The 26534-nt window shown below is 36.0% G+C and carries 23 protein-coding genes; 10 read left to right on the top strand and 13 right to left on the bottom strand.

Going from position 1 to position 26534, the window contains the following annotated elements; genetic code table 11:
• The first annotated feature begins 24 nt into the window (after positions 1–24).
• Positions 25–534, top strand: coding sequence for a hypothetical protein (locus CQ022_RS17395; protein ID WP_105683580.1), 510 nt, complete (start codon positions 25–27; stop codon positions 532–534).
• Between the two features lie 154 nt (positions 535–688).
• A complete protein-coding gene (locus CQ022_RS17390) occupies positions 689–2041 on the top strand; it encodes a DEAD/DEAH box helicase (protein WP_105683579.1) in 1353 nt (450 codons plus the stop codon).
• Between the two features lie 34 nt (positions 2042–2075).
• Here the strand turns inward: CQ022_RS17390 and CQ022_RS17385 are convergent, their stop codons facing one another.
• The 6 genes from CQ022_RS17385 to CQ022_RS17360 form a co-directional block, all read right to left on the bottom strand.
• Positions 2076–3041, bottom strand: coding sequence for a tetratricopeptide repeat protein (locus CQ022_RS17385; RefSeq protein WP_105683578.1), 966 nt, complete (start codon positions 3039–3041; stop codon positions 2076–2078).
• A 10-nt stretch (positions 3042–3051) separates the two neighbouring features.
• The gene (locus tag CQ022_RS17380) at positions 3052–3708 is read right to left on the bottom strand and encodes a GDSL-type esterase/lipase family protein (RefSeq protein ID WP_105683577.1); all 657 of its coding nucleotides are present in this window, start codon (positions 3706–3708) and stop codon (positions 3052–3054) included.
• 64 nt (positions 3709–3772) lie between these two features.
• The gene (locus tag CQ022_RS17375; protein ID WP_105683576.1) at positions 3773–4234 is read right to left on the bottom strand and encodes a lipocalin family protein; all 462 of its coding nucleotides are present in this window, start codon (positions 4232–4234) and stop codon (positions 3773–3775) included.
• A 293-nt stretch (positions 4235–4527) separates the two neighbouring features.
• Positions 4528–5691 (bottom strand): iron-containing alcohol dehydrogenase, encoded by a 1164-nt coding sequence (locus CQ022_RS17370; RefSeq protein ID WP_105683575.1) that lies wholly within the window; start codon positions 5689–5691, stop codon positions 4528–4530.
• A gap of 127 nt (positions 5692–5818) precedes the next feature.
• Positions 5819–6424 carry a hypothetical protein gene (locus CQ022_RS17365; protein WP_105683574.1) on the bottom strand — a complete coding sequence of 202 codons (606 nt, stop codon included), beginning with the start codon at positions 6422–6424 and terminating at the stop codon, positions 5819–5821.
• A 37-nt stretch (positions 6425–6461) separates the two neighbouring features.
• Complete coding sequence (locus tag CQ022_RS17360) at positions 6462–6770, bottom strand: hypothetical protein (protein ID WP_123864454.1); 309 nt, start codon at positions 6768–6770, stop codon at positions 6462–6464.
• 206 nt (positions 6771–6976) lie between these two features.
• On the opposite strand from CQ022_RS17360, the gene CQ022_RS17355 reads away from it, so the two are divergent.
• Entirely contained in the window at positions 6977–9511 is a 2535-nt protein-coding gene (locus CQ022_RS17355; RefSeq protein ID WP_105683572.1) for a phosphoenolpyruvate carboxylase, read from the top strand.
• Between the two features lie 206 nt (positions 9512–9717).
• On the opposite strand, the gene CQ022_RS17350 is transcribed toward CQ022_RS17355, so the two are convergent.
• Positions 9718–11319 (bottom strand): S8/S53 family peptidase, encoded by a 1602-nt coding sequence (locus CQ022_RS17350; protein ID WP_105683571.1) that lies wholly within the window; start codon positions 11317–11319, stop codon positions 9718–9720.
• A gap of 88 nt (positions 11320–11407) precedes the next feature.
• Here CQ022_RS17350 and CQ022_RS17345 point away from each other — a divergent pair, with 88 nt between their 5' ends.
• The 4 genes from CQ022_RS17345 to CQ022_RS17330 all read left to right on the top strand — a co-directional run bounded on the left by CQ022_RS17345 (position 11408) and on the right by CQ022_RS17330 (position 14571).
• Entirely contained in the window at positions 11408–12532 is a 1125-nt protein-coding gene (locus tag CQ022_RS17345) for a DegT/DnrJ/EryC1/StrS family aminotransferase (RefSeq protein WP_105683570.1), read from the top strand.
• Positions 12532–12942 carry a hypothetical protein gene (locus CQ022_RS17340; RefSeq protein WP_105683569.1) on the top strand — a complete coding sequence of 137 codons (411 nt, stop codon included), beginning with the start codon at positions 12532–12534 and terminating at the stop codon, positions 12940–12942. Before CQ022_RS17345 ends, CQ022_RS17340 begins: the two co-directional genes overlap by 1 nt.
• 9 nt (positions 12943–12951) lie before the next feature.
• Positions 12952–13974 (top strand): UDP-glucose 4-epimerase GalE, encoded by a 1023-nt coding sequence (gene galE, locus CQ022_RS17335; protein WP_105683568.1) that lies wholly within the window; start codon positions 12952–12954, stop codon positions 13972–13974.
• 144 nt (positions 13975–14118) lie between these two features.
• Positions 14119–14571 carry an adenylyltransferase/cytidyltransferase family protein gene (locus tag CQ022_RS17330; RefSeq protein WP_105683567.1) on the top strand — a complete coding sequence of 151 codons (453 nt, stop codon included), beginning with the start codon at positions 14119–14121 and terminating at the stop codon, positions 14569–14571.
• Positions 14572–14619: 48 nt separating this feature from the next.
• Here CQ022_RS17330 and CQ022_RS17325 read toward each other — a convergent pair whose 3' ends face one another.
• The 5 genes from CQ022_RS17325 to pnuC all read right to left on the bottom strand — a co-directional run bounded on the left by CQ022_RS17325 (position 14620) and on the right by pnuC (position 20625).
• Positions 14620–17229, bottom strand: coding sequence for a TonB-dependent receptor (locus CQ022_RS17325; protein WP_105683566.1), 2610 nt, complete (start codon positions 17227–17229; stop codon positions 14620–14622).
• A 131-nt stretch (positions 17230–17360) separates the two neighbouring features.
• Positions 17361–18386, bottom strand: a complete 1026-nt coding sequence (gene mltG, locus CQ022_RS17320) for an endolytic transglycosylase MltG (RefSeq protein WP_105683565.1) — start codon at positions 18384–18386, stop codon at positions 17361–17363.
• A gap of 31 nt (positions 18387–18417) precedes the next feature.
• Entirely contained in the window at positions 18418–19185 is a 768-nt protein-coding gene (dapF, locus tag CQ022_RS17315; RefSeq protein WP_105683564.1) for a diaminopimelate epimerase, read from the bottom strand.
• 89 nt (positions 19186–19274) lie between these two features.
• Complete coding sequence (locus CQ022_RS17310) at positions 19275–19949, bottom strand: hypothetical protein (RefSeq protein WP_105683563.1); 675 nt, start codon at positions 19947–19949, stop codon at positions 19275–19277.
• A 4-nt stretch (positions 19950–19953) separates the two neighbouring features.
• Positions 19954–20625: a nicotinamide riboside transporter PnuC gene (gene pnuC / locus CQ022_RS17305; protein ID WP_105683562.1), complete on the bottom strand. Its 672-nt coding sequence runs from the start codon at positions 20623–20625 to the stop codon at positions 19954–19956.
• 164 nt (positions 20626–20789) lie between these two features.
• Between pnuC and CQ022_RS17300 the strand changes: the two genes are divergently transcribed.
• From CQ022_RS17300 to hemN, 3 genes are all read left to right on the top strand, one after another.
• Positions 20790–22307: an amino acid permease gene (locus CQ022_RS17300; protein ID WP_105683561.1), complete on the top strand. Its 1518-nt coding sequence runs from the start codon at positions 20790–20792 to the stop codon at positions 22305–22307.
• A gap of 49 nt (positions 22308–22356) precedes the next feature.
• On the top strand, positions 22357–23370 hold the full coding sequence (locus tag CQ022_RS17295) for a WD40/YVTN/BNR-like repeat-containing protein (RefSeq protein ID WP_105683560.1): 1014 nt from the start codon (positions 22357–22359) through the stop codon (positions 23368–23370).
• A 178-nt stretch (positions 23371–23548) separates the two neighbouring features.
• On the top strand, positions 23549–24907 hold the full coding sequence (gene hemN, locus CQ022_RS17290; RefSeq protein WP_105683559.1) for an oxygen-independent coproporphyrinogen III oxidase: 1359 nt from the start codon (positions 23549–23551) through the stop codon (positions 24905–24907).
• 135 nt (positions 24908–25042) lie between these two features.
• Here hemN and CQ022_RS17285 read toward each other — a convergent pair whose 3' ends face one another.
• Positions 25043–26410, bottom strand: a complete 1368-nt coding sequence (locus tag CQ022_RS17285; RefSeq protein WP_105683558.1) for a PQQ-dependent sugar dehydrogenase — start codon at positions 26408–26410, stop codon at positions 25043–25045.
• Between the last annotated feature and the right edge of the window lie 124 nt (positions 26411–26534).

Here is a 26534-nt window from a genome sequence, read left to right as displayed (position 1 = left end):
CGCATATAAAAACCAAAACCTACAATGAAAACACTTATTATAACTGCAATGACCTTCTTTAGTTCGTATTGTTTTGCTCAGCAAGGAAATGAAGAAAAAGTCCAGGGAGATTTTGACGGAAACGGAACAAAAGAATATGCCTATACAAAAGTAAGTGACTGCGGTGATGAATGTGAAGGAAAATGTGAGACCACTATTTACTTCAGCGATAAAAGTATCGCCCCAATAATTGTTTCACCTGCCAACCAGGGAAGCTTGTATAATTTGGGAGACCTTAATGGTGACGGGAAAGACGAAATTGGTTTTTATCCCAATTGGTGTACCAGTTGCTGGCATCCATTCTACGTATATACTTTAACTAAAGCAAGCTGGAAACCATTATTGTCACCTATTTCAACACATTGTAATCAATGGGAAGAGGATAAGTTTCCCATCAAAAAGGATCCGAAAAAGAAAGGCTATGTTATTGTTACCTCCAGTAAATGGATCGATGATGATATTAAAATTATCAGTAAAAGTGTTAAGGTAAATTAGAATGTTAACGTGTTGCTGGTTGTTCTTTCTTGCTGGAAATATCAATGTATTTGGTAGTGATTTCCTATAATCAGAGAGCTACTCCCTATAGCCTGCTGACTAATATCTGCCACCTCTGATTTTCAACTTCTAATTAAATGCCTATCTTTGCAAAATGGAAAAACTCACTTTTGCGGATTTTGACCTTCCGGTTAAAATTCTTGATGTTTTAGCGGATTTGGAATTATTTGAACCTACCCCGATTCAGGAGAAGAGCATAAAACCTATTCTTTCAGGAAGAGATGTAATGGGAATTGCACAAACAGGAACCGGGAAAACATTAGCTTATCTTTTACCCGTTCTGAAAACATGGAAATACAGCAAGACAGGAAATCCAACTGTTTTGGTGCTTGTTCCTACAAGAGAATTGGTGGTACAGGTAACTGAAATCCTTGAAAAACTGACAGAAAACATCACAGCAAGAGTGATCGGAATATACGGTGGAAAAAATATCAACACTCAAAAGCTATTGTTCAACAATGGTTGTGATATTTTGGTAGGAACACCGGGAAGAGTGATGGACCTTTCCATAGACAATGCCATCTCTCTGAAAGAAGTACAGAAGCTGATTATCGATGAATTTGATGAGATGCTTAACTTAGGTTTCAGACCACAGCTTACTCACATTTTTGAAATGATGAAAGCGAAGAGACAGAATATTCTTTTCTCTGCAACGATGACGGAAGCTGTAGATGAAATGTTGGATGTATATTTTGCAAATCCAATAGAAATTTCATTGGCAAAATCAGGAACTCCGCTTGAAAAAATTGAACAGACTGCCTATAAGGTTGAAAACTTTAATACCAAGATCAATTTACTTGAACATTTGCTGAAAAATAATGCAGATATGTCTAAAGTGTTGATTTTTAATAATAATAAAAGACATGCCGACCTGCTCTTTACTAAGATTGATGAGCTTTTCCCTGGTCAGTTTGATGTGATTCACTCCAATAAATCTCAAAACTACAGACTTAAGGCTATGAAAAGCTTTGAGAACGAAGAAGTAAGAGGTTTGATTACTACGGACGTAATGGCAAGAGGTCTTGATATTTCAAGCATTACCCATGTGATCAACTTTGAAACACCCGATATTCCGGAGCAATATATCCACAGAATTGGTAGAACGGGTAGAGCAGACAAAGACGGTAAGGCAATTACTTTTGTTACTAAAAAAGAAGAACCTTTGATTCTTGATATTGAACTATTGATGGATAAGGAGCTGAAGTATAATGAATTCCCGGAAGACGTTAAGATCAATCCTAAAAAGATTGCAGCTGAAGAAGATCAGATTGTCATGAAGAATCCTGCTCAGGTAAAACTGAATGATGGAGGAGGAGCATTCCATGAGAAGAAGGCTAAAAATACAAAAGAAAACTGGGGTGGTCCTTCCAAAAGAAAAGCACCTAAGAAGTTTGGAGCCAACAGATCTCAGCAGAAAGCAATATCAAAATCAAAAAGAAAGAAATAAAATAAAAAACTCCCAAATTGGGAGTTTTTATTTTTTAATCAAATTGAATGTTATTGTTCTTTAAAATTTCCTTAAACTTATCTGTTTTGCCCTCTTCTTTCATACTCTTGTAAATATATCCGATCATTTTTTCGGCATCTGATCGGTAAGGAGATTTCTGTTCGGAATAGAGCCTGTAAGCTTTACAAATATTGTCAAGACCTTTCTCATTATTCTTCAGATAAGTAAAATAAACCTGTCCCATTCCATAATAAACTTCCGGATCACCAGGATATATTTTATCAAAATCGTTATAGGCATCAATAGCTTTCTGGTATTCCTTCTTATAAACATACGTTATTGCGATGTTCTGCAAAGGCATTTTGCCTTTTGGATCAGCAGCCAATGACTGTTTATAAGCATTAAGAGCTTTATCATATTCTCCAACTCTTCTATAACAGATTCCCAGATTATCCCATGCATAAATGAATTTTGGATCAATCTTTACAGCCTGCTCATAATTCTGAATGGCCTCCTTCCAGTTTTCTTGCTTGGATGCGTCAACAGCTTTCTGGTAAAAATTAATTGCTGTATCATTCTTTGAGAACTTGTCATAGCTGGTTTCAGTAGTTTGGGTAGCTTTTTGTACGCTTTCGCAGTGTTGCATCAGATAACGCTCAAGCTCATTATAGCTGTCCTTATACTGCTGTGAATTCTTATTCGTATTAAAAGTCAGGTTAATCTCTTTTTTTCCATTCACTTCCGTTGTCTTTTCTGCCTGTTTTTCTGCTCCTTTCAAAAGGGTTGATATCTGAAGTGCTCCTGTATATTTGTCAATACATTCATGAACATCTTTTATGATATCTTCTTTCTTTCGGTTTGACAGAGAAATAGAATCAGCACATTTACAGGCTTTCTCTGAAAGTTCCTGAAGAATCGTTGTTTCATTAGGTTTCTTCTGAGAAAATGCAAGAGAATACAGTAAAATGAAAAATAAAGTGGTTATTGGTTTTTTTATCATGGGTTGTAGTTTATTTCAGATAAGGAGTGATGATCTTCGTCCAGATTCTGTATCCTTCAGGCTTAAAATGAAGCATATCTTCTACAAAAATATCTTTTCTTACATTTCCGTTAGCATCTTCCATTGCTTTCGTTACGTCAATGAATTCTGCATTAGGCTCTTTCTTCATAAAAGCAGCAATTTTTTTGTTGGCAATTTTCATCTGTGGCCAGATCACTTCTCTGCTCGGAGAATATTTAATGGAGATATAATCGATCTCAATATTAGGAAATCTTTCACGTATTTTTTTATAAAAAGCTTTATAGCGGTTCACTACCACTTTTGCTTTTAGCTGATGATTGTCTGCAAAATCATTTTCCCCACAGTAAATGATGATCTGTTTGGGCTGATAAGGAGCTAAAAGATCATTCGCAAAATCATTAAGATCAGTAAGTCTTGAACCTCCGAATCCTCTGTTGATAATTGTTTTACCCGGAAAATAATCTGCTATATCAGTCCATTTTGTAAATGATGAGCTTCCCAAAAACAGGATCGCATCCTTTTGAGGCGGGTTTTGCTGATCCAGTTTTTTAAACTCCTGGATATCCTGCCAGAACATCGGTTTTTTCTCCTGAGAAAAGGCAATAGCAAAATACAGCAATAGAAATGCTGATAGAATCTTCTTCATTATATTCAGTTTTAAATTAGATATAAAAGTAATAAAAAACTCCCGATTAGCGGGAGTCTATGATTTATCTTTTGTAAGTAACGTAAGGAATGTCAGGAATTTTATCTCCATCCATATCAAAGATCCCTGATTGCTGTGCAAGTTTAAGTTCTTTGCCTGTCAAGACATCAATTCTGTAGTTTACAGAACCTTCGTCACCAAGTTTAATTCCAATCACTTTTGAATCAACATCGTAGGTATATCTTCCTTCAGTTTTTTCCGATGGGGTACAATCTGCACCTGTTCCCGTATATGCTGTGTAGCTTACATAATAGTCTGTTCTTAAGAAAAGAGTATTTTTAGCTGCGCATCCTGTTAAAGTTTCAGTATAAAGCACTGTTTTATTATCTTTTCCGGAAATTACTTCCCTTTTAACTTCCTTCCAATCTCCCTTCATGATATCCATATCGTAAGCTTCGAGATTGTCATCTTTACAAGAAGTAAGTGCCAGGGCAGAAAAGGCAAATAAAAGTAGCTGTTTTTTCATTTTCACAAATTTAAGAATATGCTAAAATATAAATAAATTTGAAATATCTATAATGAAATAATGATTTTTTAAACAAATGTTTGTAAATTAAATAATTTTGAGAAGATTATCGGTATTTTTACCCATATAAATCAGTCAGAAAATGAAAAATTGATTTTAAAATATAGTGACTGCTAAAATGAAAAGAAGCGGGTGGAAACCCGCTTTCTATATAAATTAATGGATGATCCGGCTTTGACCCAATCATACATTGCTAGATTAAGTTCGAACTTTAAACCTTGAATTTAAAATCCTTAGTAGCTCATTTCTACAATTTTATAAGCATCCTGTGGAGTCAGTTTTTTGTATTCTCCAAGACCTAACCAGTTTCTGTCTGTAAAGGCTTTTTCAACTTTTTCAGCAGTTCCTTTGAAGTCTTCTGTATATTCAGAAAGTTTGGTTTTGATATGAAGGCTGTGGAAAAATTCTTCCATTTTTTTGATTCCCAGTTCAGCTTTTTCTTCTACACTTCCGTCTTTGATTCCCCAAACTCTTTCAGCGTACTGAGCCAGTTTGCCTTTTTTATCTTCAAAGTTGTAACGGTAATGAGAAGGCGCAATAATAGCCAGTGTTCTTGCGTGATCAATACCGAAATAAGCAGTCAGTTCATGTCCCATAGCATGTACTGCCCAGTCAGTAATGACTCCTTTCTGGATCAGTCCGTTCAGAGCCATGGTACAGCACCACATAAAGTTTCCGGCAGCATCATAATTGAAATCATCGGCCAATACTTTTGGAGCGGTTTCCTGAAGACTGATCAGAATGCTTTCTGCAATTCTTTCCTGAAGGTCAGCAGAAGAAGGAGCAGTCATATATTGTTCCAAAACATGGGTATAGGCATCAGTAATTCCGTTCACGATCTGATTTTTTGGGATAGATCGGATAACTTCCGGATCCAATACAGAAAACTGAGGAAAAAGTCCAGGTCCTCCTGAAGATAATTTTTCATTGGTTTCCCTTCTGGAGATTACGTAACCGGAATTCATTTCTGAACCCGTTGCCGGCAGTGTTAAAATACTTCCGAAAGGCATTCCCTGACCTTCAAATGTTCTTACCGACTTTCTCAGAATATCCCATGGTTCACCGTCATAATGAGCTGCTGCAGAGATAAACTTCGTTCCGTCAATTACAGATCCACCACCTACAGCAAGAAGGTAAGTAATGTTTTTTTCTTTGATAAAGCTCAGAGCATTGATTAAAACTTCGTATTCAGGGTTGGCAGGAACTCCGCCAAATTCATACACTTCATGATCTTTCAAGGCCGCTTTTACCTGGTCATAAACACCATTGTTTTTGATGCTTCCGCCACCATAAATCATTAATATTCTTGCGTCTTTAGGAATTTCGTTGGAAATTTTAGCGATTTCGCCTTTCCCGAAAAGTATCTTTGTTGGGTTTTTAAACTCGAAATTAAGCATTATTCTAAATTTATTTTAAGTCAAATTTACGGAATGAAAAAGGAAATGTGAGTTAATGAAATTTTAAAATTGCTATTATTCAATTTTATGAAAGCTATTTATGCCTTATTATTTTTCTCAAAAATTATTACAAAGAAGAACAGTTTTCATCTTTTGCATAAATACCATTGCTCTTCGCTTCAATTTTTCCGGTTCTTCTGTTGATTTTAACCCAAAAAGATTCTTTTACAGCGGGACAACCCTTAGACTGCATAAGATACATGGAGATATGACGGTCTTCTATCTTATAAGCTCCGGTAAATCTGTTGGTGGTATCAACGGAGTAGCCATATGTTTTTGCCAGTAAAATAGCTTCAGGAAGATTGTCTACCGTTCCGATAAAATCTCTAAGTTGCTGCTCATTGGAAAAATAAACGGATCTTTCATTTTTGCATGCCAGAACGTATGAAAAACAGTTGTTCCCTATACATTTCTGGAAAAAACCTCTTTCCGGAACGGGTTCATTAATCGTCATAAAGTCAGGAGCCTGGCTTTCATAGATCACTGCTTTTTCATAATCTGTATCATTGCTGAGAACGCGCCAGTAAGCATAATCTTTATCCGGTACAATGAAGGGATAGAGATATTCTACCGTGTCAAGAATATCAGGGATTTTTTTATAATCATCGGGAACCTTGATCTGACTGTAAAGCAGATTAGAGAGAATCAGGGAAAATGCGATGATGAGTTTCATAGAGAATGTGTTTCCGATGCAAATTTAACAAAGAGAATTATTCCAATACAATTTTATAATATCCTTTTTCAGCAGTTACATCAATATCTATACCTGTAAACGTTAATTTATTAATTTGATAGCCATCACACCCTCCATTAAATTCTGATGATTGTATTGAAAAGTCTAAGTCTTTAATATTAGAAAAGAATTTATACTTTTTTGTTCCATTATAAGCACCTACATTTTCTACAATGATCATATTGTCGGATGTTTTGGATAGTTGTACACTATTGTTATCTTCGTCCTGAACTGAATAAGTTATCAATGTTCCATTGGCAATAAGATTTTCATCATTAGAATCCACAAACTTAAAAAGGATCGGCAGAGGTGCATTATAACAATCTTTTTCACATGATATGAAAAAAAAGGCTATGAGTAGAAAAGTAAATATTTTTTTCATGGATTATGGATGATGTGAGGAGTAAAATTACTATTATTTTTTTGCATTTTGGTCTCAATTTTTGTCATTTGTCAATTAAATTAATTTCAAAATCACTTACATTTGTTACTATGATACACGACCAACGCGCAGAAAAATTCAGGCAGATTGTGGAAAATAAGTTCCAGATCTACAATTCATTATTTATGAGCCTGCCATATGATAAAATGACGAACATCGGGATGCTGCTTCCGTTTCTCTATGAAGAAAGCAGAACCGGATATGAAGCGGGAAAGACTCCTGAAGATATCGTCGAAGAATTCTTTAAAAACCATACCGATCTTCAGAACGAAGAGCAGAAATTGGAACTGCTTTTTAAGATCATTCAATATATAGAAAGACAGGTTGTTTTGTTTGACAGTATTGAAGATGCTGCATTTCCAAACCTGCATTCTGAAAGTGATAATGGGACGGTGACGAACCTCTTTGAACGTTCTTTTCAGGATCATAAAATTGAAAAAGTACGTGAAAAATTAAAAGATTTTAGTGTAAAGGTGGTATTTACAGCGCACCCTACTCAGTTTTATCCGAGTTCAGTACAAAGGATTATCCAGGATTTAAGAGGAGCTATTACCGGTGATTCTGTGACGCAGATTGATATGCTTCTGCAGCAGTTGGGGAAGACTCCTTTTGTCAATAAAGAAAAACCGACTCCGATAGATGAAGCCCTGAGTATTATTTCCTACCTGAGATATGTGTATTATGATACCATCGGTGAACTGTTTACGAAAATAAAAAAGACTTTCGGGAACGGGCATTTTCACCTTCATGAAGATATTATCCAGCTTGGCTTCTGGCCTGGAGGAGATAGGGATGGTAACCCTTTTGTCACTGCGGATGTAACGAAAAGAGTAGCGGAAGAACTTCGTTCAGCAATCCTCAAATCTTATTACAGCCATTTGAAATTTATCAGAAGAAGATTAAGTTTCCGTGGGGTAGCTGAAGTTTTAACGCAGTTAAGTGAAGAGTTATATGCTGCAATTTTTGATGGAAAAAGCATTAAAGCAGAAGATATTTTAAAGAAGGCTTCTGAAGCGGAAAAAATATTAATCAATGAACATAACTCTTTGTTTTTAGATCTTTTGATTAATTTCAGGGATCGTGTGATGATCTTTGGAACTCATTTTGCAACGTTGGATATCCGCCAGGACAGCAGAATTCATCAGAAAGTTATTGATGAGGTATACACAAAAGTGTACGGAAATGAAAAGGCTGAATATGAAGAGAAATTCAATAAACTGATTCAGGTTTCAGAAACGGTAAATGCTGAAGATTTTGAAGATATTGTAAAAGATACCCTGTTAACCGTTTCACAAGTCTCAGAAATCCAGAAGTTGAATGGCCTAAGAGGAATGAACCGCTATATTATTTCCAATTCTGATGCTGTAAAGGATGTGATGAATGTTTATGCATTCTTTAAAATCTGTGGTTATAAAGATGAAGAGATCAATATGGATATTGTTCCGCTTTTTGAAACTATGGAAGGTCTTGCCAATGCAGAGCATGTAATGAACGAACTGTATCATAATCCTGTCTATAAAAAACACCTTGAAAAAAGAGGAAACCAGCAGACGATTATGCTTGGATTCTCAGATGGAACGAAAGACGGTGGATATCTAAAAGCCAACTGGGAAATTTATAAAGCGAAAGAAGTATTGACTAAGCTCTCTGAGCAGAATAACATCAAAGTCGTATTTTTTGACGGTAGAGGAGGCCCGCCTGCAAGAGGAGGAGGGAAAACCCACGATTTCTATGCTTCTCAGGGAAAAACGATTGCAAATAATAAAATAGAACTCACCATTCAAGGGCAGACCATTACCAGTATTTTTGGAAATAAAGAACAGGCAAAATACAATTTTGAACAACTTCTGACAGCCGGAGTGGAAAATGACGTGTTCAAAAACGCAAAAAAAGACCTTACAGAAAAGGAAAGAGCCTTGATCATAGAATTGGCAGATATCAGTTACCAAAAATATTCAGACTTAAAAGCACATCCAATGTTTGTTCCTTACCTTCAGGAAATGAGTACGCTGGAATACTATGGAAAAACCAATATAGGAAGCCGTCCTTCAAAAAGAGGAAATGGCAGCGAATTGAAATTTGAAGACCTGAGAGCCATACCATTTGTAGGTTCATGGTCACAATTAAAGCAGAATGTGCCTGGATTCTTTGGGTTTGGATATGCTATGCAAAAGATGAAAGAGCAGGGTAGATTTGAAGAAGTAAGAGAGCTGTACAAAGGTTCGGATTTCTTTAAAACCTTAGTGCTGAACTCGATGATGAGTATGAATAAATCTTACTTCCCTTTGACATATTATATTAAAAACAATCCGAAATTCGGGGCATTCTGGAATGTTCTTTTCAATGAATATGAGCTTTCCAGAGATATCATGCTCGAGTTAACAGGATTCAAAATGCTTCAGGAAGAAGATCCATTGTCCAGAAAGTCTGTGAAAATCCGTGAAAAGATTGTTCTGCCGTTATTGAGTATTCAGCAGTACGCTTTAATGAAAATTCAAAAAGGAGAAGGAAATAAAGAAGCTTATGAAAAGCTGGTAACCCGTTCTTTATTCGGGAATATCAATGCAAGCCGAAACTCCGCTTAAGTTATTTTATACAAATGTTTTGTACATATTGTACAATAATATATCAATAGGAATGGGCTTTAGCCCATTCTTTTTTTATTAATCAATCCATCGGCTTTAGCCAAAATATATTGTATGTGTTTTTAGAAGAATATCTCTCGCCTGTTCAACATAACATGCAGTATCAGAATCTACCTAATCTGTTTAATTTGCGAGAGATAAAATAGTTATTCCTTTAAGAATTTTTCATACAAAACCTTATCCTTCGTCTGAATTTTCAGATAATAGGTTCCTTTTGCAAAATCCTCTACTTTTATAGATTTTTGATTATAATTTTTTCTGACGAGTCTTCCCAGATTATCATAAATTTCTAAAGACAGTATTTCCTGTTCTGAAGCAATGTTCAGAATATTTTTAGCAGGATTTGGGAATATAGAAAGTTTTTCTTTCTTTACAAGTTCAGAGGTATTCAGAACGAGGTTGTATAAGTTTCCGAAATTAAGAATACCATATCCTATCTGATCTGAATGGGCAGGATACAGTGAAGCGGTCTGTCTCAGTCTTGTTCTGATCTGCTCCCTGTTCATCGTTGGAAATGCCTGAATAAGACAGGCTACTCCTCCGGCAGCAATAGGCGTTGCAATAGAAGTTCCGTTCACGATTAAGGTAGCATTATCATAAACCGTTGTGGTACCCGTGCCCTGTGTGCTTCCGTCAGGTTTTACCACTCCAAGAGAGTTGGGTCCGAAAGAAGAAAATCCGGATGGATTTCCGGCTGAATCTACTGATCCGATAGAAAATACTTTATCATTGTCAGAAGGTGTCATAAGATAATGCCATGGCTGTTGTCCGGAATTACCTGCAGCAGCAAGTACAAAAATCCCTTTCTCAGCAGCAATTCCTGCTCCGCGTGCAATGAAAGAAGTACTTCCGTTCATATTGGCATACGTATAATTGTAACGGCTTTCATCAAAAACATTGTAACCTAATGATGACGTAATAATTTCCACCCCTTTTCTGTCCGCTTCTTCAGCAGCCTCAATCCAATAGAGTTCTTCTTCAGGAATTTCTACAGTAGCATTTTCACTGCGGTAAAGATAAAAATCAGCATCAGGGGCTGCTCCTACAAAAACATCTTGCAGATATCCGCCGATAACTCCTAAAACAACAGAACCGTGAGGACTTAGAGCCGTATTGTAAATGTCTCCGGTTTTGGTAACAAAATCATAAGATGCTTTGATATGATTATTTGTCCACAATCTTGCAAAAGCAGTTCCCGTATTCACTGTTGGAAATCCGGCATCAATCACCGCTATGGAAATTCCTGTTCCGGTGTAACCTGCGAGGTGAAGCGGCCGAATATTAACCTGGTCAATTTGTGCAGAACCGGAACCATAATTAAAGTTCGTGAGTGTTTTATTGACACTGGCATCATCTTTCCATTTTCCAGGTGTTGTTTTTACAGTTGTTGAACTGTTTCTTGCAAAACTTTCTACAGACAAAACAAAGGTTTGAGACTGCAACAACGTTTTTTGAGCTGGAGTGGCATTTACTGCAGCTCCGTTGAGCCATTTTGAATAATCTGTAACCGTAAATCCTAAATTTTGAAGATTCTGGAGATAAGACTGTTCAATAGGGGCATCCTGATCATTGAGCGGTATTCCCAGTGCGGTGCGCCTGTTGAGTGATTTCTGGCTGAGTTCTGACAGTGGATTTGCATAAAAAGCAGCTTTATTGGGCTTATCTGTGAAGAAAACAAAAACGAGCTCCGTTTGTGCGGAAACATGAAGGTAACCTGTTAGGAAACAAAAGAGTAAAATTTTTTTCATAGAATTTATTTGTATAAAGATAAAAACAAAATCAATAAAATTTTTGATAGGATATTAAATTCCTTATTTTTACAGAAATATTTATTATATGAAAAAAATTCAGATGGTTGACTTGCAAAGTCAGTATTACAAAATAAAGAATGATGTAGACAATGCAGTGTTGAATGTAATGGATTCTGCGGCATTTATTAACGGTCCTGAAGTAAAGTCTTTCCAGAATGAATTGGAGTCTTATTTAGAAGTAAAACATGTGATTCCATGTGCCAATGGTACAGATGCATTACAGATTGCCCTGATGGCTTTAGATCTGAAAGAAGGAGACGAAATTATTACAGCTGATTTTACTTTTGCTGCAACAGTAGAAGTAATTCACCTGCTTAAATTAAAATCTGTATTAGTAGATGTGGATTATGATACATTCACGATTTCTACAGAACAGATTAAAAAAGCAATTACACCAAGAACAAAAGCAATTATTCCTGTACATATTTTCGGACAGTGTGCCAATATGGAAGAGATTTTGAAAATTGCTGAAGAGCACAACTTATATGTTATCGAAGACAACGCTCAGGCAATCGGTTCAGAATATACATTCTCTGATGGAACCGTAAAGCAGGCAGGAACAATGTCTACGGTAGGAACAACATCTTTCTTCCCTTCAAAGAATCTTGGATGCTACGGAGACGGAGGTGCTATTTTTACCAATAATGATGAGCTTGCTCACCGTTTGAGAGGGATCGTTAACCATGGTATGTATGAAAGATATTACCATGATGAGGTAGGAGTAAACTCCCGTTTGGATAGCATTCAGGCTGCGGTTTTAAGAAAAAAACTTCCTCACCTGGATTCTTACAACGAAGCAAGAAGAAGAGCTGCAGACTTTTATGATGAAGCATTTGAAGGAAATCCAAATATTCTTACTCCAAAAAGAGCAGAAAATTCTACGCACGTATTCCACCAGTATACTTTAAGAATTCTGAACGGAAAACGTAATGAGCTTCAGAAGTTTTTGACGGAAAAAGAAATTCCTGCAATGATCTACTATCCGGTAGCATTAAGAAAACAAAAAGCTTACTATCAGGAAAGTAATGATGCCGATTTTGTGAATACAGACAAACTTTTGGATCAGGTAATTTCGTTGCCAATGCATACAGAATTAGACGAAGAACAGCTGAAGTATATTACGGATGCAGTGCTTGAGTTTATGAAATAATGAAAAAAAAGATATTTAAGTATAAGTTGGTATACTATTTAGCAGTAATCACAAGCTTATTACTTTTTATAATATCAGCTTTTTTGATTCTTGATATATTTAATGATTTTAGTTTATTTAAAACATTATTTGTAGGTATATCGTTAGTTATTAATTCATTTGCATTTGTCAATTTAGCTGAAAAATATGATAAAGCTATTTTGTTCCTAAATCTTAGTTTATTTTTATCCATAATGAATTTAGGTTATCCTTTATTACTTGGATTTTTGAATGGATATTATGTTGTAGGGCATTTTACCTTTAAATTTTTAATTGTATTGATATTGAGTTTACTGATTGTAAACATGTTTAAGGTGAACAGATATAAAGATGCTAACGAAATAGAAAATATAGGAAAACGCGAAGATTAAAAAATAAAAATGGCAATACTTGTTACCGGAGGCCTTGGATATATTGGTTCTCATACCGTAGTAGAACTTCTTAATAACGGCTTTGAAGTAGTTATTATAGATGATTTATCCAATTCGGAAAGGTTTATTTTAAAAAATATCGAGGAAATTACAGGTAAGAAGCCGGTTTTTTATCCTTTTGATTTGAGAAGAAAAGAACTTCTTACTCAGGTTTTTGATGCTCATCAGATTGATGGATGTATCAATTTTGCAGCTTCCAAAGCGGTAGGAGAGAGTCAGGTAAAGCCTGTGGACTATTATGAGAATAATTTGTTCTCTTTGATTAATATCCTTAAGGAATTTAAGGAAAGAGAGATTTCTAATTTTATTTTCAGTTCATCCTGTACAGTATACGGACAGGCAGATGAAATGCCAATAAATGAAAATACTCCGTTAAAAGTACCTGAAAGTGTATATGGGAAAACAAAGCAAATGGGAGAACAGATTCTGATTGATTTTGCCAAAGCCTATCAAAGTAAAATATCATTATTAAGATATTTTAATCCCATCGGAGCGCATCCTTCCGGAAAACTGGGGGAATTACCAATCGGGATTCCTAATAATTTAGTGCCTTATGTGATGCAGACGGCTTCGGGTGTGCGTGAAAAACTGAACATCTGGGGTGATGATTATGCTACAGAGGACGGAACGGCCGTTCGTGATTATATCTATGTTGTAGACCTGGCGAAGGCACATGTTGCAGCATTAAAAAAACTGATGGAAGATCCATCAACGGATGCTGTGATAGATACCTACAATCTGGGAACAGGAAATGGTTCATCTGTGCTGGAAGTGGTAAAGGCATTTGAAAAGGCCAATAATGTAGAAGTACCTTATCAGATCTGCGCCAGAAGAGAAGGGGATATTACTATCGCATATGCCAATCCTGAAAAAGCGGAGAAAGAACTCAACTGGAAGTCTGAAACGTCTCTGGAAGAATCTTTAAGAACCGTTTGGGAATGGCAGAAATATTTGAACAGTAGAAATTCATAGACTTACGTATTGAGAAATAGTAATGTCATATGAAATAATAATTTAAACGATCATAAAACAAATTACAAAACACCTTCCCTGAATATTCAGTGTTTTATTTTTTTAAGAACATGTATTTCAGCGGAGCTTTAATTTACAATTAGTATGAAGACACAGAGAATAGGTATTACATTTTCATCATTTGACTTATTACACGCAGGTCACATCAAAATGCTTGAAGAAGCTAAAACGGTATGTGATTATTTAATCGTAGGGCTTCAAATCGACCCGTCACACGATCGTCCTAACAAAAATAAGCCAAGCCAGACTATTGTTGAAAGATATATTCAACTGAAAGCAGTGAATGCTGTAGATGAGATCATTCCTTATTATACAGAAGAAGATCTTTTGGATATTCTTAAATCATTTGTAATTGATGTAAGAATTATCGGAGATGATTATATGGACAGAGATTTTACAGGTAAAAAATACTGTGAAGAAAAAGGAATTGAGCTTTTTTACAACAAAAGAGACCATAGGTTTTCCACCAGTGATCTGAGAAGAAGAATCTACGAAGCTGAAAAAGAAAAATACTCGAAAGCAGAACCTGTAAAATAACAGGAATAAAAAAAATCCCGAAAGTTACTTTCGGGATTTTTTGTTGTATTACATTGGACCGCCTTGCTGGTCGTCTCCTGCTGCATTGGAATTGATATCCTTTTTCTTTTTAGGCTGTTCAATTTTCTCTCCCTGCTTGAATCTGTAAGTTAATGATATAGCAAACTGTCTTGGCTGCCATTGCATATAGTTTCTTCGTGTATAATCCTCGTTGAAACTGAATACTTCTCTGCTTCTTGTGTTGAATATATCCTGAATATTGAAGGAAATTGTTCCGTCTCCTTTCCAGATTGTTTTAGAAGCACCAAGGTTCAGCGCATACATATCCTGAGTATTTTGGTTGGCTGATTTCTGTGCTCCTCTATAGAATCCTTGCAATTGTACGCTTAACGTTTTGTCAAGCCTAAATGTTGTATTCAGACGTGCTCTGGTAGAAAAGCCGTTTCCTGTAAAATCCATATTACGGGTTTGCTGCTGCTTATTTTTATCAATAGCATCATAATAAGCAATTCCGCTGGTTTTATATCCGAACATGTCAAGACTTCCCATTATTTTCAACCAGGCGAAAGGATCGTAGGTGAAGTTCAGATCCAAACCGTAACGATCATCACTTCCTAAATTGATAGGTTTCGTATAGAATACTCCCAGGCTTTCATCAGGTCTGTAGACTAACATTTTAGTATCATCAGTAGCATGTCTGTAGTATAGGGTAGGATTAATGGTAAACTTTTTTCTTGTAATATTATATCCTACTTCAAATGAATCTACATATGATGGATTCAAATCTATGTTTCCTTCAAAAATATTCTGGCTGTTGCTGTAATTCGGGAAAGGAACCATGAAGAATGATCTTGGTCTGTCTATTCTGCGGGAATAATTAAGCAAAATCTGATTGTTTTTAGAAACATCATAGCTTAAGAATACACTCGGAAATAAATTATTGTAGTTTTTAGTTTTATCAATCCTTTTATCATTAGGATTTTGATTGATATAATTGATGCTGACATTTGAAATCTCATCTCTTAACCCCAGCTGATAAGCAAATTTTTCTCCGATTTTACTTTTAAACTGCAAATAGAAAGCATTGAAAACTTCCTTATAGTCAGTATTATTGTTATAACTAGGAATATAAGGATTGTTGGAAGTACTGCTTACAAAGTTATCATACGTATTATCATTGACATCCAATCTGTATCCTGCTTCAAGCTTTGATTTTTCTCCTATAGGTAGTTCATAATCAGCTTTACCAATAATTGTTTTGCTTGACGAATGTCTTCGTGTAACATCTTGCACGTCAGGACGAAGGTCATACGTTTCAAGAATGTCTGCATTATTATTACTTCTGTTCTTTTGCAAGCTCAATGATACGGCTAAATTCTGTCCTTTATCATCAAATTTGTGATCCAATCCCAAATCTCCCTGGAAAGCAAGATTATTGAATACACTTTTAGAATCTCTTCTTCCGGTAGGGTTTAATAAATTCCATTGCCCTGCAATAGTGCTTGGATCCGGGGAATCTCTGAAGAACCTGTAAAAGCTGTCATAAGTATCCAGAAGTTCATTCCCGTCTCCTTCAAATGTTCTCACCAATCCTGTGAAATTGATTGACGTCTTATCAGATAAGTCATGTACAAAACCTGCACTTACATTATAATTTTTATTATATGTTTTATTGGTTGAGTTCTGCAGCTGATGTGCAAGGACATCATTCGGCTGCTGAAAAGGAAGGATTTTAGGGAATGTAAGATTATGATAAGTCGTTTCCGAATTATTCTTGGTTTTATTTTCTGTGTAGCCACCACCACCGTTCAGAAACCAGGTCCAGTTGTTTTTTCTCCAGCTTAGGTTGGTATTAAGAGACGTTCTTGGAAAATATCCTAACGATCCTACCACGCTTCCATTAAATCCAACTTTTTTGCTCTTTTTAAGGATGATGTTCAGAATACCGGATGTTCCACTCGCTTCAAATTTAGAAGAAGGGTTGGTAATTACCTCAATTCTTTCAATCTGATCAGCAGGAATACTTTGCAATGCATTGGCTCCATCATCAATTCCCAATAGGGCAGAAGGTTTACCGTTGATCAGAAATTTTACATTGGTACTTCCTCTCATAGAAACGGTTCCGTCTGTATCTACAGAAACTGAAGGAACATTGGTCAAAACATCCTGAAGGTTTCCTCCTTTGCTCACGATGTCCTGTGAAGGATCATATGTTTTTTTGTCAAGTTCTACTTTATAAGGTTTGGCTGCTGAAGCGGTAATAACAACACCTTGTATTTCCTTTGTTTTACCATCCACAGTTGAGGTAGGCTCTGCTTCAATAGATAGCGCGCCGATATTCCCTGCTGTAGCAATATTTTTACTGACTACACTTTTTTTGTAATCAATCGCTTCTACGGTAATATCATAATCTCCCGGCATAAGCTGAAGCTGATACTGTCCCTTTTCATCAGTCAGTACAGCATCACTTAATGTTTTGTTCGCTTTATTACTGAAAGTTACAGAAGCGTAAGGAACCGGCTGATTTTTTTTGTTGACAATGATTCCTGAAACTCCAGCTTTCTCCTGTGCAAAAGCCATCGCTGCCGCTGAAAGTACTAATGTAAGTCCTAACGTTTTTCTGGTGAAAATATTGACAATTTCTGTCTTATTCTTCATAGGTTATTTTTTTGTATAAGATCGTGAAAGAATAACCCTTAATATTTTGAATATCCATATCAATTTGATCTTCAAAACATTATGGTTTTATGTTTTTTCTAACTGTATAAATTTTGAGGTGCTTTCTAAACTTATTTTATATTTTTTGAGTTGAGCCAGTTCTGGTAAGCTTTTGCGTTCACAGCGTGTTCTTCTGCACTTGCTGTAAACTTATGGTATCCAAATCTTGCCGGATCAGCACACATAAATATATAATTGTTGTTTTCAGCATTTAAAACAGCATCTATTGAATTTTTATCCACTACACAGATAGGTCCCGGAGGAATCCCAGCATTGGCATAGGTGTTATAAGGTGATGGTGTAGATAAATGCTTATATAATACCCTTTTTATAGGTTCTTTAAAATTAGTCTGCTTATTGATTGCATAGATTACCGTAGGATCAGACTGAAGTTTCATTCCTTTTCTGTAACGGTTTAAATATAATCCGGCAATCGTTTTCATTTCATCCTTTTTTCCTCCGGATTCCTTATAAACAATAGAAGCCATGGCATAAATCTGATCTCTTGTAAGGCCAGACTGCTGTTCTTTGTTTTTTCTTTCAGTCGTCCAGAAATCATTATACTGATTCTCGAACTTTGCAAAAAATTCTCTTGGGCTTACAGTCCAGAAAAAATTATAAGTATCAATGAAAAAGTATTTTTTTAAATCTTCAACATTTTTATAGCCTTTCTCCTGTGCAACGGCATCCAGATCATTCACAAAATGCAGTGAATCAATTTCTGTTTTTTTAGTCACCTTACCGATCATTTGATACATGTCCCCAAAATCACCGATTCTGTAAGAATTTGCGGCTTGGTTACCTGCTTTGATCATATTGACAAGGTTCTTGTTGCCTGTTCCTCTTTCGATATGATAACGCCCTGCTTTAAAATTGGTATCAAGACCTTTCTCTTTAGCTACCGCTTCAAAAGATTCTCTGTCTTTAATATAAGGAGCAATAGAGTCTAGGATCTGTTTAAAGCCTGCTCTGTGAGGAATCAGAACATAGCCGTCCTTTTCTACATTATTCCCTAAATATTTATTATAAAATCTCAAACCAAAAAATCCTGCGACTACAAAAATCAGCAGAATGACAATGAGAATTGCTTTTTTCATTCTTATAAATGTTGATTAAAAGTTTTTGTTTTTAAAGAAGATCACTCTTACCTCTAAAAACTTGCTTTGCTGGACCTTCCAGCCAAATATTCTGGAATGCGTCACCGCTTTTTTCAGCATATACTTTAAGATTTCCGCCTAAAGTTTTAACTTTTACAGAGGTTAGATTATGTTTTTGCAGAAAAGTTAAAGCAGAAGCTGTAACTCCGGTTCCACAACTGTAAGTTTCGTCCTCAACGCCTCGTTCATAGGTTCTTACAAAAATCTCATTATCGGAAATTTTTTCTACAAAGTTCACATTGATTCCTTTTTCTTTATATTTTTCAGAATTTCTGATGCCATATCCTTCGTCATACACGTGATAATCTTTCAGATTTTCTACATATTTTACATAATGAGGAGATCCGGTATTCAGAACGAAGTCATTTCCGTCATGTGAAACGGTATCTACATTGATCATTTTTAATTTAATGATCCCGTTATGGATTTCAGCTTCATGTTCACCGTCTGTTGCAATGAATTTGCATTTATCTTCAAAGATGTCCAGGAAAAAAGCAAAAGCAACAAGACATCTTCCTCCGTTTCCACACATGGTGCTTTCTCCTCCGTCAGAATTGTAGTACACCATTTTGAAATCATAGTCAGGATCGTTTTCCAATAGAATAAGACCGTCAGCACCAATTCCGAAGCGTCTGTCACATAATTTTTCAATAATGCCTTTATCTTTAGTAAACTGCAGATCACGGTTGTCTACCATTACAAAATCATTTCCTGTTCCCTGATATTTATAAAATTCCATATTTTTTTGTTAAATGAAGCAGCAAAATTACTATATTTAAAATGAAAAACGAACAGTGTTAACTGTTCGTTTTGTTATTTATAATCGTTTTATCTAAAGCCTCCGCCACTGCTTTGCTGTCTGCTGGAACTGCTGCTTTGGCTGCTCGAACTGTTTCTGAATCCACCACCGGAAGATTCTGACCTGCTGCTGCTGCTTCCAGAATTTCTGAAACCACTGTTATTCTGGCTTCCCTGGTTGCTCTGATTACCGCTGCTTTGATTTCTGAATCCGCTGTTACTGTTGGAGTTTCTGAATCCGCTGTTATTCTGATTACCCTGATTGTTTTGAGAACCACTATTTTGGTTTCTGAATCCACTGTTGCTGTTGGAGTTTCTATTATTATTGAATCCTCCGCTATTATTATATGAACCGTTACTATTCGTGGTACGTGTATTCTGGAATCCGTTTTGAGGTCTTGAAGAAGATGAAGATCTTCTTTCTACATAGACTTTTCTTCTGGAGTTATTATAATTGTCATAATAATATGGAATGCCATTATCATAGTAATAATTAACGTTGTTTCTGTAATAATAGCCGTCATTGCCCCAATATCCACCGTTTCCGTAGTATCCTGAAGGAGCATAGTAATACCCGTTGTTATAGTAAGGATCACCATAACCATAACCTCCATTATTGCTTCCGTATCCGTCGGTATATGCTAAACAAGATGTTAAACTGGCAATAGCAAAAATACTGACTGCTATTTTAAATAAATTTTTCATGACTTTATTGTATTTTTTTTTCTTTAAAACTTTTTTTCCAATTAAGGTATCCTAAGATAGCCATTATAGTAAATACCAAATATTGCACCGAAGTGATTCCAAGTCCCTTAAAAATCATCATAGGAATACAAATAATATCTCCGATAATCCAGAAAATCCAGCTCTCAATGCGCTGTTTGGCCATCAACCACATTCCTACTAAAAATATTGATGTGGTGACAACATCCATCCAATTGGCCCAGTCCAGATGATACAATCCGAGACTGGTTCCTTCCATAGAAAATTGATTATCAATATAAGGTTTGTAATAATAAACAAGAGTAACAAGTGCCAGACTCAGTATAAAAAGCAGGGCAGCATAGAACCATTCCTTTTTAGCAGCCCAGGTGACATCCACATGAATATGATCTTCGGAATTTTTGGCCCATAGAACCCAGCCATAAATACTCATGACGGTATAATAGAAGTTAATCATACAGTCTCCTAGCAGCCCGGCATTGAAAAGAAGGTATACATAGATCAGCGTTGAAATAATGCCGGTAGGATATACCCATATATTTTTCTTTATGGAAAAAAATACGCTCAGTATTCCGAAAATTGTACCTGATGCTTCCAACGTAATTTGTAAAGAATCATAGCTTTCATAAGGCTTTACAAAAAGATCATATAAATTCATGCAATCAAAAATAAGCAAAAATATGGACTTTTTAAAATGGATTATATAATGTGTTGCTCAGGTTTTTAAACCTTTAATGTAAAATAAATGAGGAAAGTTTAACGATAAACGTGGGAGTTCCTAAATTTTTTATATTTTCGTAAATCCTTAATAAATAAAAAAACATGTCGAAAATTTGGGTTAAAAAGCCACTAAGTGCCTATGAGGCAGATATGAAGAAAAGTGAGCTGAAAAAAGTCCTTGGAAAATGGAGTTTAACAGCAATTGGAGTGGGTGCTATCATCGGTGGTGGAATCTTTGTTCTTACGGGAACGGGAGCCTATTATCATGCAGGACCAGCACTTGCAATTTCCTTTATCATTGCAGGTATTGCCTGCGTTTTTGCTGCACTATGTTATGCAGAGTTCGCATCCATTATTCCTGTAGAAGGTTCAGCTTATGCTTATGCGTACGGAACTGTAGGAGAAATTTTTGCATGGGCCATGGGGTGGTGTCTCATCCTCGAGTATGCCATGGCAAGTATGGCAGTTTCCGTGAGTTGGTCCGGATATTTTAACAAGTTTTTGAAAATTTTTAATATTCATTTACCTGCCTATCTGACATCAGATCCCTCAAGTTATACGGGAGATGGTTTTTCAATGAACCTGCCTGCATTCATTCTTGTTCTTTTAATTACAGCATTATTGGTAAAGGGAACTAAAGAAGCTGCTGGCGCTAATAACCTGATCGTATTAATGAAAACTTCAGCTGTTATTTTTGTAATCATCGCTGGGGTGTATATTATTTTCTCTAATACTGATCTTTATAACGCTGTAGATGGTGTTAAAAACTGGAAGCCTTTTATTCCAGATCCAATACAGATTAAAAACTCTGAAGGAGATATGGTATCCGCTTATGGTATTAAAGGTATTATTTCCGGAGCAGCCGCTATTTTCTTTGCTTATATTGGTTTTGATGCTGTTTCTACACAGGCTGGAGAGGCTATTAATCCTAAAAAAGATGTTCCTTTCGCGATTATTGCTTCATTATTAGTATGTACGGCTTTGTATATCTGCGTATCTCTTGTATTGACGGGGATGATGCATTATACAGACTTTAACCCGGAAGGAAAATATCCTGATGCTATCAAAGCACCTGTAGCGTATGCTTTCGAAATTGCCGGAAAACACTGGGCGAGTAACGTTGTCACAATTGCAGCTACTGTTGGATTAATTTCTGTAGTAATGGTAATGATGATGGGACAGTCAAGAATATTCATCGGAATGGCAAAAGACGGATTGATTCCTAGATTCTTTGGTGATCTTCATCCAAAAACAAAAACCCCTTATAAAGGGATCATTTTGCTAGGAGTTGTAGTGGCATTGATCGCTGCATTTACACCGATTTCGACATTGGCAGATATGACAAGTTTTGGAACCCTGTTTGCGTTTACACTGGTTTGTATTGCTGTTTGGGTAATGAGAAAAAAAGAACCTAATTTGATCAGACCTTTCAAAGTTCCTGCTTATAAAATAGTAGTAGCATTGGGTGTATTCATCAATATTTACTTGATCTTTAACCTAAGTGCTCATGCATTGGAACTTTCTGCAGTATGGTTGTTCTTAGGAGGTTTAGTATATTTCCTTTACGGAAAATCAAATAGTAAATTGAACAATCCTGAAAAATATCAGAACCAAGATTAATAATAATATAAACCGCTTCGGCGGTTTTTTTTGTCCCAAATATTATAATATGAAAAATATTTTCACCCTTTTATTTCTGTCCATAGGACTTACTGCGTTTTCCCAACAGGTGGAAAGCCTTGAAACAATTCTTACTGATAAAATCAGTATCAGAGCGCTTGAGTTGTATGATCATAAAGTTTGGTACAGTGGTACAGACTCCAAATTTGGGTTTGTAGATCTTAAAGACTATAAAAATCAGAAGCAGATAAAACTAGCTGAAGAAAAGCTTCAGTTTAGGACATTAGGACAGAATAACACTCACTTTTACGCCATCAATATTGAAAGTCCCGGACTTTTTTTTAAGATTGACAAAAAAGATCTGAAGTATCAGGTTGTTTTTAAAGATACCGCAAAAACAGCTTTTTATGATGCTCTACATTTTGTGAATGATAAGCTTGCCTATACCTTTAGTGATGCTGATAAAGACAATGTGCTGAAGTTGGCTGTATTTAGAGACAGGAAGTGGAGTATGCTTAAAAATAATGTTTCTTTAAATGAAGGAGAAGCCGCGTTTGCAGCAAGCAATACCAATATTTCTTCCACTAAAAAATATCTATGGATTGCAACGGGAGGAAAGGCTTCAAGAATCTTAAGAATGAATCTGAAAGATGAAAAAATAGAAGTTTTCAATACCCCTTTTATTCAGGGAGAGTCTTCACAGGGAATGTATTCTATTGACTTTTTTGATGACCATTTCGGGATTGCTGCAGGAGGTGATTATACAAAGCAAGATGCCAATATCAATAATATTGCCACCACGAATGACGGTGGTGAAACCTGGCAGATTCAGGCTTCAGGGCAGAATGCAGGATATACAACCTGTGTGAAAATAAAACCGGGTTCCAAAGGGAAAGAGATTGTTGCAGTGGGAGACAGGCATATCAGCTATTCCTCCGATTTTGGGAAAACATGGAAGAAAATTTCTGATGAGAAAGGCTTCTTTGTCTGCCAATGGATTGATGGTAACAAGGTTGTTCTTGCCGGAAATAATAAAATTGCCGTTATGAAATTAAAATTTTAAATAGCAGAGATAGAATTTATCACTATTGGGCAAAAGCCTGATCATACGTATTTAGACTCATTATAAAATAGAACCTAATATAATTCATAGGTTAAAATTCATAACTAATGGTTAATTTTGTAAGATGAAATTTTAATGAGGTAAAATTTCATACCCTTATTAAATTTTAATTTTCAAAATGAACTCTTTAATAGATAAGTATAATATTCCCGGACCGCGTTACACTTCTTATCCTACCGTTCCATATTGGGATGAATCAACATTTTCACCGGAAAAATGGAAGGAAACCGTAATCAGGTCTTTTCATGAGAGCAATGCAGAGGAGGGGATTTCTATTTATATCCATTTACCTTTCTGTGAGGCTTTGTGTACGTTCTGTGCATGCCATAAGCGTATTACAAAACAACATAGTGTTGAAGTTCCTTATCTGGAAAGTGTTTTAAAAGAATGGAAATTATATCTTAATCTTTTCAACGAAAGACCCAAACTGAAAGAATTGCATTTGGGAGGCGGTACTCCTACGTTTTTCTCTCCTGAAAACTTAAGAACATTGTTAGAAGGAATCTTCTCAACAGTAGATATTGCAGAACACCCGGAATTTTCTTTTGAAGGACATCCTAACAATACCACAAAAGAACATCTTCAGACGTTGTATGATCTTGGTTTCAGAAGAGTAAGTTTTGGGGTTCAGGATTATGATCCTAAAGTTCAGAAAGCAATCAACAGAATCCAGCCTTTTGAAAACGTAAAAAATGTTACTGAATGGGCCAAGGAAATCGGGTATAGAGGAATCAGCCATGATCTGGTTTTCGGATTGCCACACCAGAATTGGGAGGCTATGGAATACACCATCAGAAAAACGATGGAATTGAAACCTGATAGATTAGCTTTCTATTCTTATGCACACGTTCCATGGGTAAAAGGAGTGGGACAGAGAGGTTTTGATGAAAATGACCTGCCAAGTGGTGAAGAAAAACGCCGTTTGTATGAAGATGGTAAAAAACTTCTTCAGGATTTAGGATATATTGAAGTAGGGATGGATCATTTCTCTCTTGAACATGATGATCTGTACCAGTCTTTGATTCATAGAAAACTTCACAGAAATTTCATGGGCTATACTTCAAGCAAAACCCAGCTGATGGTAGGGCTTGGTATGTCTGCGATATCAGATTCATGGTATGCTTTTGCACAGAATGTAAAAACTGTGGAAGAATATCAGAAGATGGTTGAAGAAGGTGAAATTCCTGTTGTAAAAGGACACGTTCTGAGTAAAGAAGATCTGATCGTAAGAAGACATATTCTGAATCTGATGTGTCAGCTTGAAACCACTTTTGATATAAACAACTCTTTCCCTGAGCTTGAAAATGCACTGGAAATGTTGAAAGAAATGGAAAATGACGGATTGGTTGAGATCAACGGAACTGAAGTTAAAATTACAGAAGCCGGGAGAGCATTCACAAGAAATGTGGCAATGGTTTTTGACCTAAGAATGATGAGGAATAAGCCGGAAACAAGAATTTTCTCAATGACAATATAAAACAAAAGCGGTTCAGATCTGAACCGCTTTTTTATTGACTTTACAATTTTATTTGAAGAGCCTGTTACCTACACAGGGGCTAATTGATTTACTGTCTGCTGAGCGAAGTCGAAGCTTTTTCCGCTAAGGGGCTCTTTATTTAATAATCAATTTCTGACTGTAAGACTTCAGTTCTCCGGATTTTAGATTGATATAATATACTCCGGCAGGGATATGTGAGATATTAATACTTTTACCATTCGTAATCTGATTGGTTTCCAGTATTTTTCTTCCTTCCGCACTGATGATTTCCAAGGTTGCTTTTTTATCTTTCATACCTTCAATAAAAATCTCTTTTGAAGCAGGATTAGGATAGATTTTAATGCTGGCTAACGTATTTTCCTGAGTAGCCAGAGTACCCGTTGATATTTTAAAGATTTTTCCACTGTTCACGGCAGCTACATATAATCCTTTTTGATAGTCTTCTCCGAAAGTAGAAAAGTTATTTCCGGAATAAGGAGTCGTCCAGGTGATGGCATTATTGCTATCCAATATTCCAATTTGGGTAGAACAGTAGTCCGCGAAGAAATATTTTCCCTGAAGTGAAGGATATTGAGTTCCTCTGTAGACATAACCGCCCGTTATAGAACATTTTCCTCCGGAATGATCATAAACTGCAATAGGAAAGGTCATGGTAGACTGCGCAGCGCATCCTGTTGGATTGTAAGAATTATTTCCTTCATAACAGCGCCATCCATAGTTTAGGCCAGCCTGAGTAATCGGCATTTTGTTGATTTCCTCAATAGCTCCTTGTCCTACATCGGCAATCATAGCATTTCCGGTGGTCAGATCAAAGGAGAATTTCCATGCATTTCTGAGGCCATATGCCCATATTTCATCGGCACCAGCTACTCCGGCTCCGGCAAAAGGATTGTCAGGAGGAATATTGTAAGGACCGGTAGCATCCACATCTATTCTCAGCATTTTTCCAAGCAGAACATTTTTGTTTTGAGCATTATTGTTGGGGTCGCCACCACTTCCTCCGTCTCCGGTGATGATCCATAGTTTTCCGTCAGGAGCAAAATGAATGCTTCCTCCGTTGTGATTGTCGAATGGTTTGGGAATATTCAGAAGGATTTTTTCTGAATTGGGATCGGCAACATTGGGATCTGCTGAACTTACACTGTACCTCGCGACGATAATATTTCCTGAAGGATTATTATAATACACAAAAAAATATCCGTTAGCAGGATATTGAGGATGAAATGCAAGACCAAGAAGGCCTCTTTCGCCACCAAAAATAATTTTCGTTCCGATATTCAGGAAATTTATGGCATTAATTGTCCCATTGGGTTGAATAATTTTAATGATACCATTCTGTTGTACAACAAAAAGTCGGCTGTCATTGGCGTTCGTAATCTCTACAGGACTGGTAAGTCCCGTGGCAAATTCTTCCAAATTAAGGCTTTGAGAATTAACAATTAAGGAAGAAAAAGTACTGATGCAAAAAAGTAGTTTTCTCATAATATTGTGATAGTTAGTGTGTTGATGGAATGAATGAAAATTTTATACCAATCATATTTTGAAAACTTCATTATGATAGCATGAAAAAATTGTTAAATCTTAAATAGAAATCACAATACCAATA

The sequence above is a fragment of the Chryseobacterium culicis genome, from assembly GCF_002979755.1.
In the GTDB taxonomy this organism is placed as follows: domain Bacteria; phylum Bacteroidota; class Bacteroidia; order Flavobacteriales; family Weeksellaceae; genus Chryseobacterium; species Chryseobacterium culicis_A.
Note: the sequence above shows the minus strand (reverse complement) of the source record. Positions and strands in the feature narration are given on the sequence as shown.

Bases quoted from the DNA above. Each gene is read 5' to 3' on its own strand.
- CQ022_RS17295 (WP_105683560.1), top strand. From the start codon at position 22,357: ATGAAAAATATTTTCACCCTTTTATTTCTGTCCATAGGACTTACTGCG.
- CQ022_RS17345 (WP_105683570.1), top strand. From the start codon at position 11,408: ATGAAAAAAATTCAGATGGTTGACTTGCAAAGTCAGTATTACAAAATA.
- CQ022_RS17285 (WP_105683558.1), bottom strand. From the start codon at position 26,410: ATGAGAAAACTACTTTTTTGCATCAGTACTTTTTCTTCCTTAATTGTT.
- CQ022_RS17310 (WP_105683563.1), bottom strand. From the start codon at position 19,949: ATGAAAAATTTATTTAAAATAGCAGTCAGTATTTTTGCTATTGCCAGT.
- CQ022_RS17375 (WP_105683576.1), bottom strand. From the start codon at position 4,234: ATGAAAAAACAGCTACTTTTATTTGCCTTTTCTGCCCTGGCACTTACT.
- CQ022_RS17380 (WP_105683577.1), bottom strand. From the start codon at position 3,708: ATGAAGAAGATTCTATCAGCATTTCTATTGCTGTATTTTGCTATTGCC.
- CQ022_RS17385 (WP_105683578.1), bottom strand. From the start codon at position 3,041: ATGATAAAAAAACCAATAACCACTTTATTTTTCATTTTACTGTATTCT.
- CQ022_RS17300 (WP_105683561.1), top strand. From the start codon at position 20,790: ATGTCGAAAATTTGGGTTAAAAAGCCACTAAGTGCCTATGAGGCAGAT.
- galE (WP_105683568.1), top strand. From the start codon at position 12,952: ATGGCAATACTTGTTACCGGAGGCCTTGGATATATTGGTTCTCATACC.
- CQ022_RS17355 (WP_105683572.1), top strand. From the start codon at position 6,977: ATGATACACGACCAACGCGCAGAAAAATTCAGGCAGATTGTGGAAAAT.
- pnuC (WP_105683562.1), bottom strand. From the start codon at position 20,625: ATGAATTTATATGATCTTTTTGTAAAGCCTTATGAAAGCTATGATTCT.
- CQ022_RS17340 (WP_105683569.1), top strand. From the start codon at position 12,532: ATGAAAAAAAAGATATTTAAGTATAAGTTGGTATACTATTTAGCAGTA.
- CQ022_RS17365 (WP_105683574.1), bottom strand. From the start codon at position 6,424: ATGAAACTCATCATCGCATTTTCCCTGATTCTCTCTAATCTGCTTTAC.
- CQ022_RS17330 (WP_105683567.1), top strand. From the start codon at position 14,119: ATGAAGACACAGAGAATAGGTATTACATTTTCATCATTTGACTTATTA.
- dapF (WP_105683564.1), bottom strand. From the start codon at position 19,185: ATGGAATTTTATAAATATCAGGGAACAGGAAATGATTTTGTAATGGTA.
- CQ022_RS17350 (WP_105683571.1), bottom strand. From the start codon at position 11,319: ATGAAAAAAATTTTACTCTTTTGTTTCCTAACAGGTTACCTTCATGTT.
- mltG (WP_105683565.1), bottom strand. From the start codon at position 18,386: ATGAAAAAAGCAATTCTCATTGTCATTCTGCTGATTTTTGTAGTCGCA.
- CQ022_RS17370 (WP_105683575.1), bottom strand. From the start codon at position 5,691: ATGCTTAATTTCGAGTTTAAAAACCCAACAAAGATACTTTTCGGGAAA.
- hemN (WP_105683559.1), top strand. From the start codon at position 23,549: ATGAACTCTTTAATAGATAAGTATAATATTCCCGGACCGCGTTACACT.
- CQ022_RS17325 (WP_105683566.1), bottom strand. From the start codon at position 17,229: ATGAAGAATAAGACAGAAATTGTCAATATTTTCACCAGAAAAACGTTA.
- CQ022_RS17395 (WP_105683580.1), top strand. From the start codon at position 25: ATGAAAACACTTATTATAACTGCAATGACCTTCTTTAGTTCGTATTGT.
- CQ022_RS17390 (WP_105683579.1), top strand. From the start codon at position 689: ATGGAAAAACTCACTTTTGCGGATTTTGACCTTCCGGTTAAAATTCTT.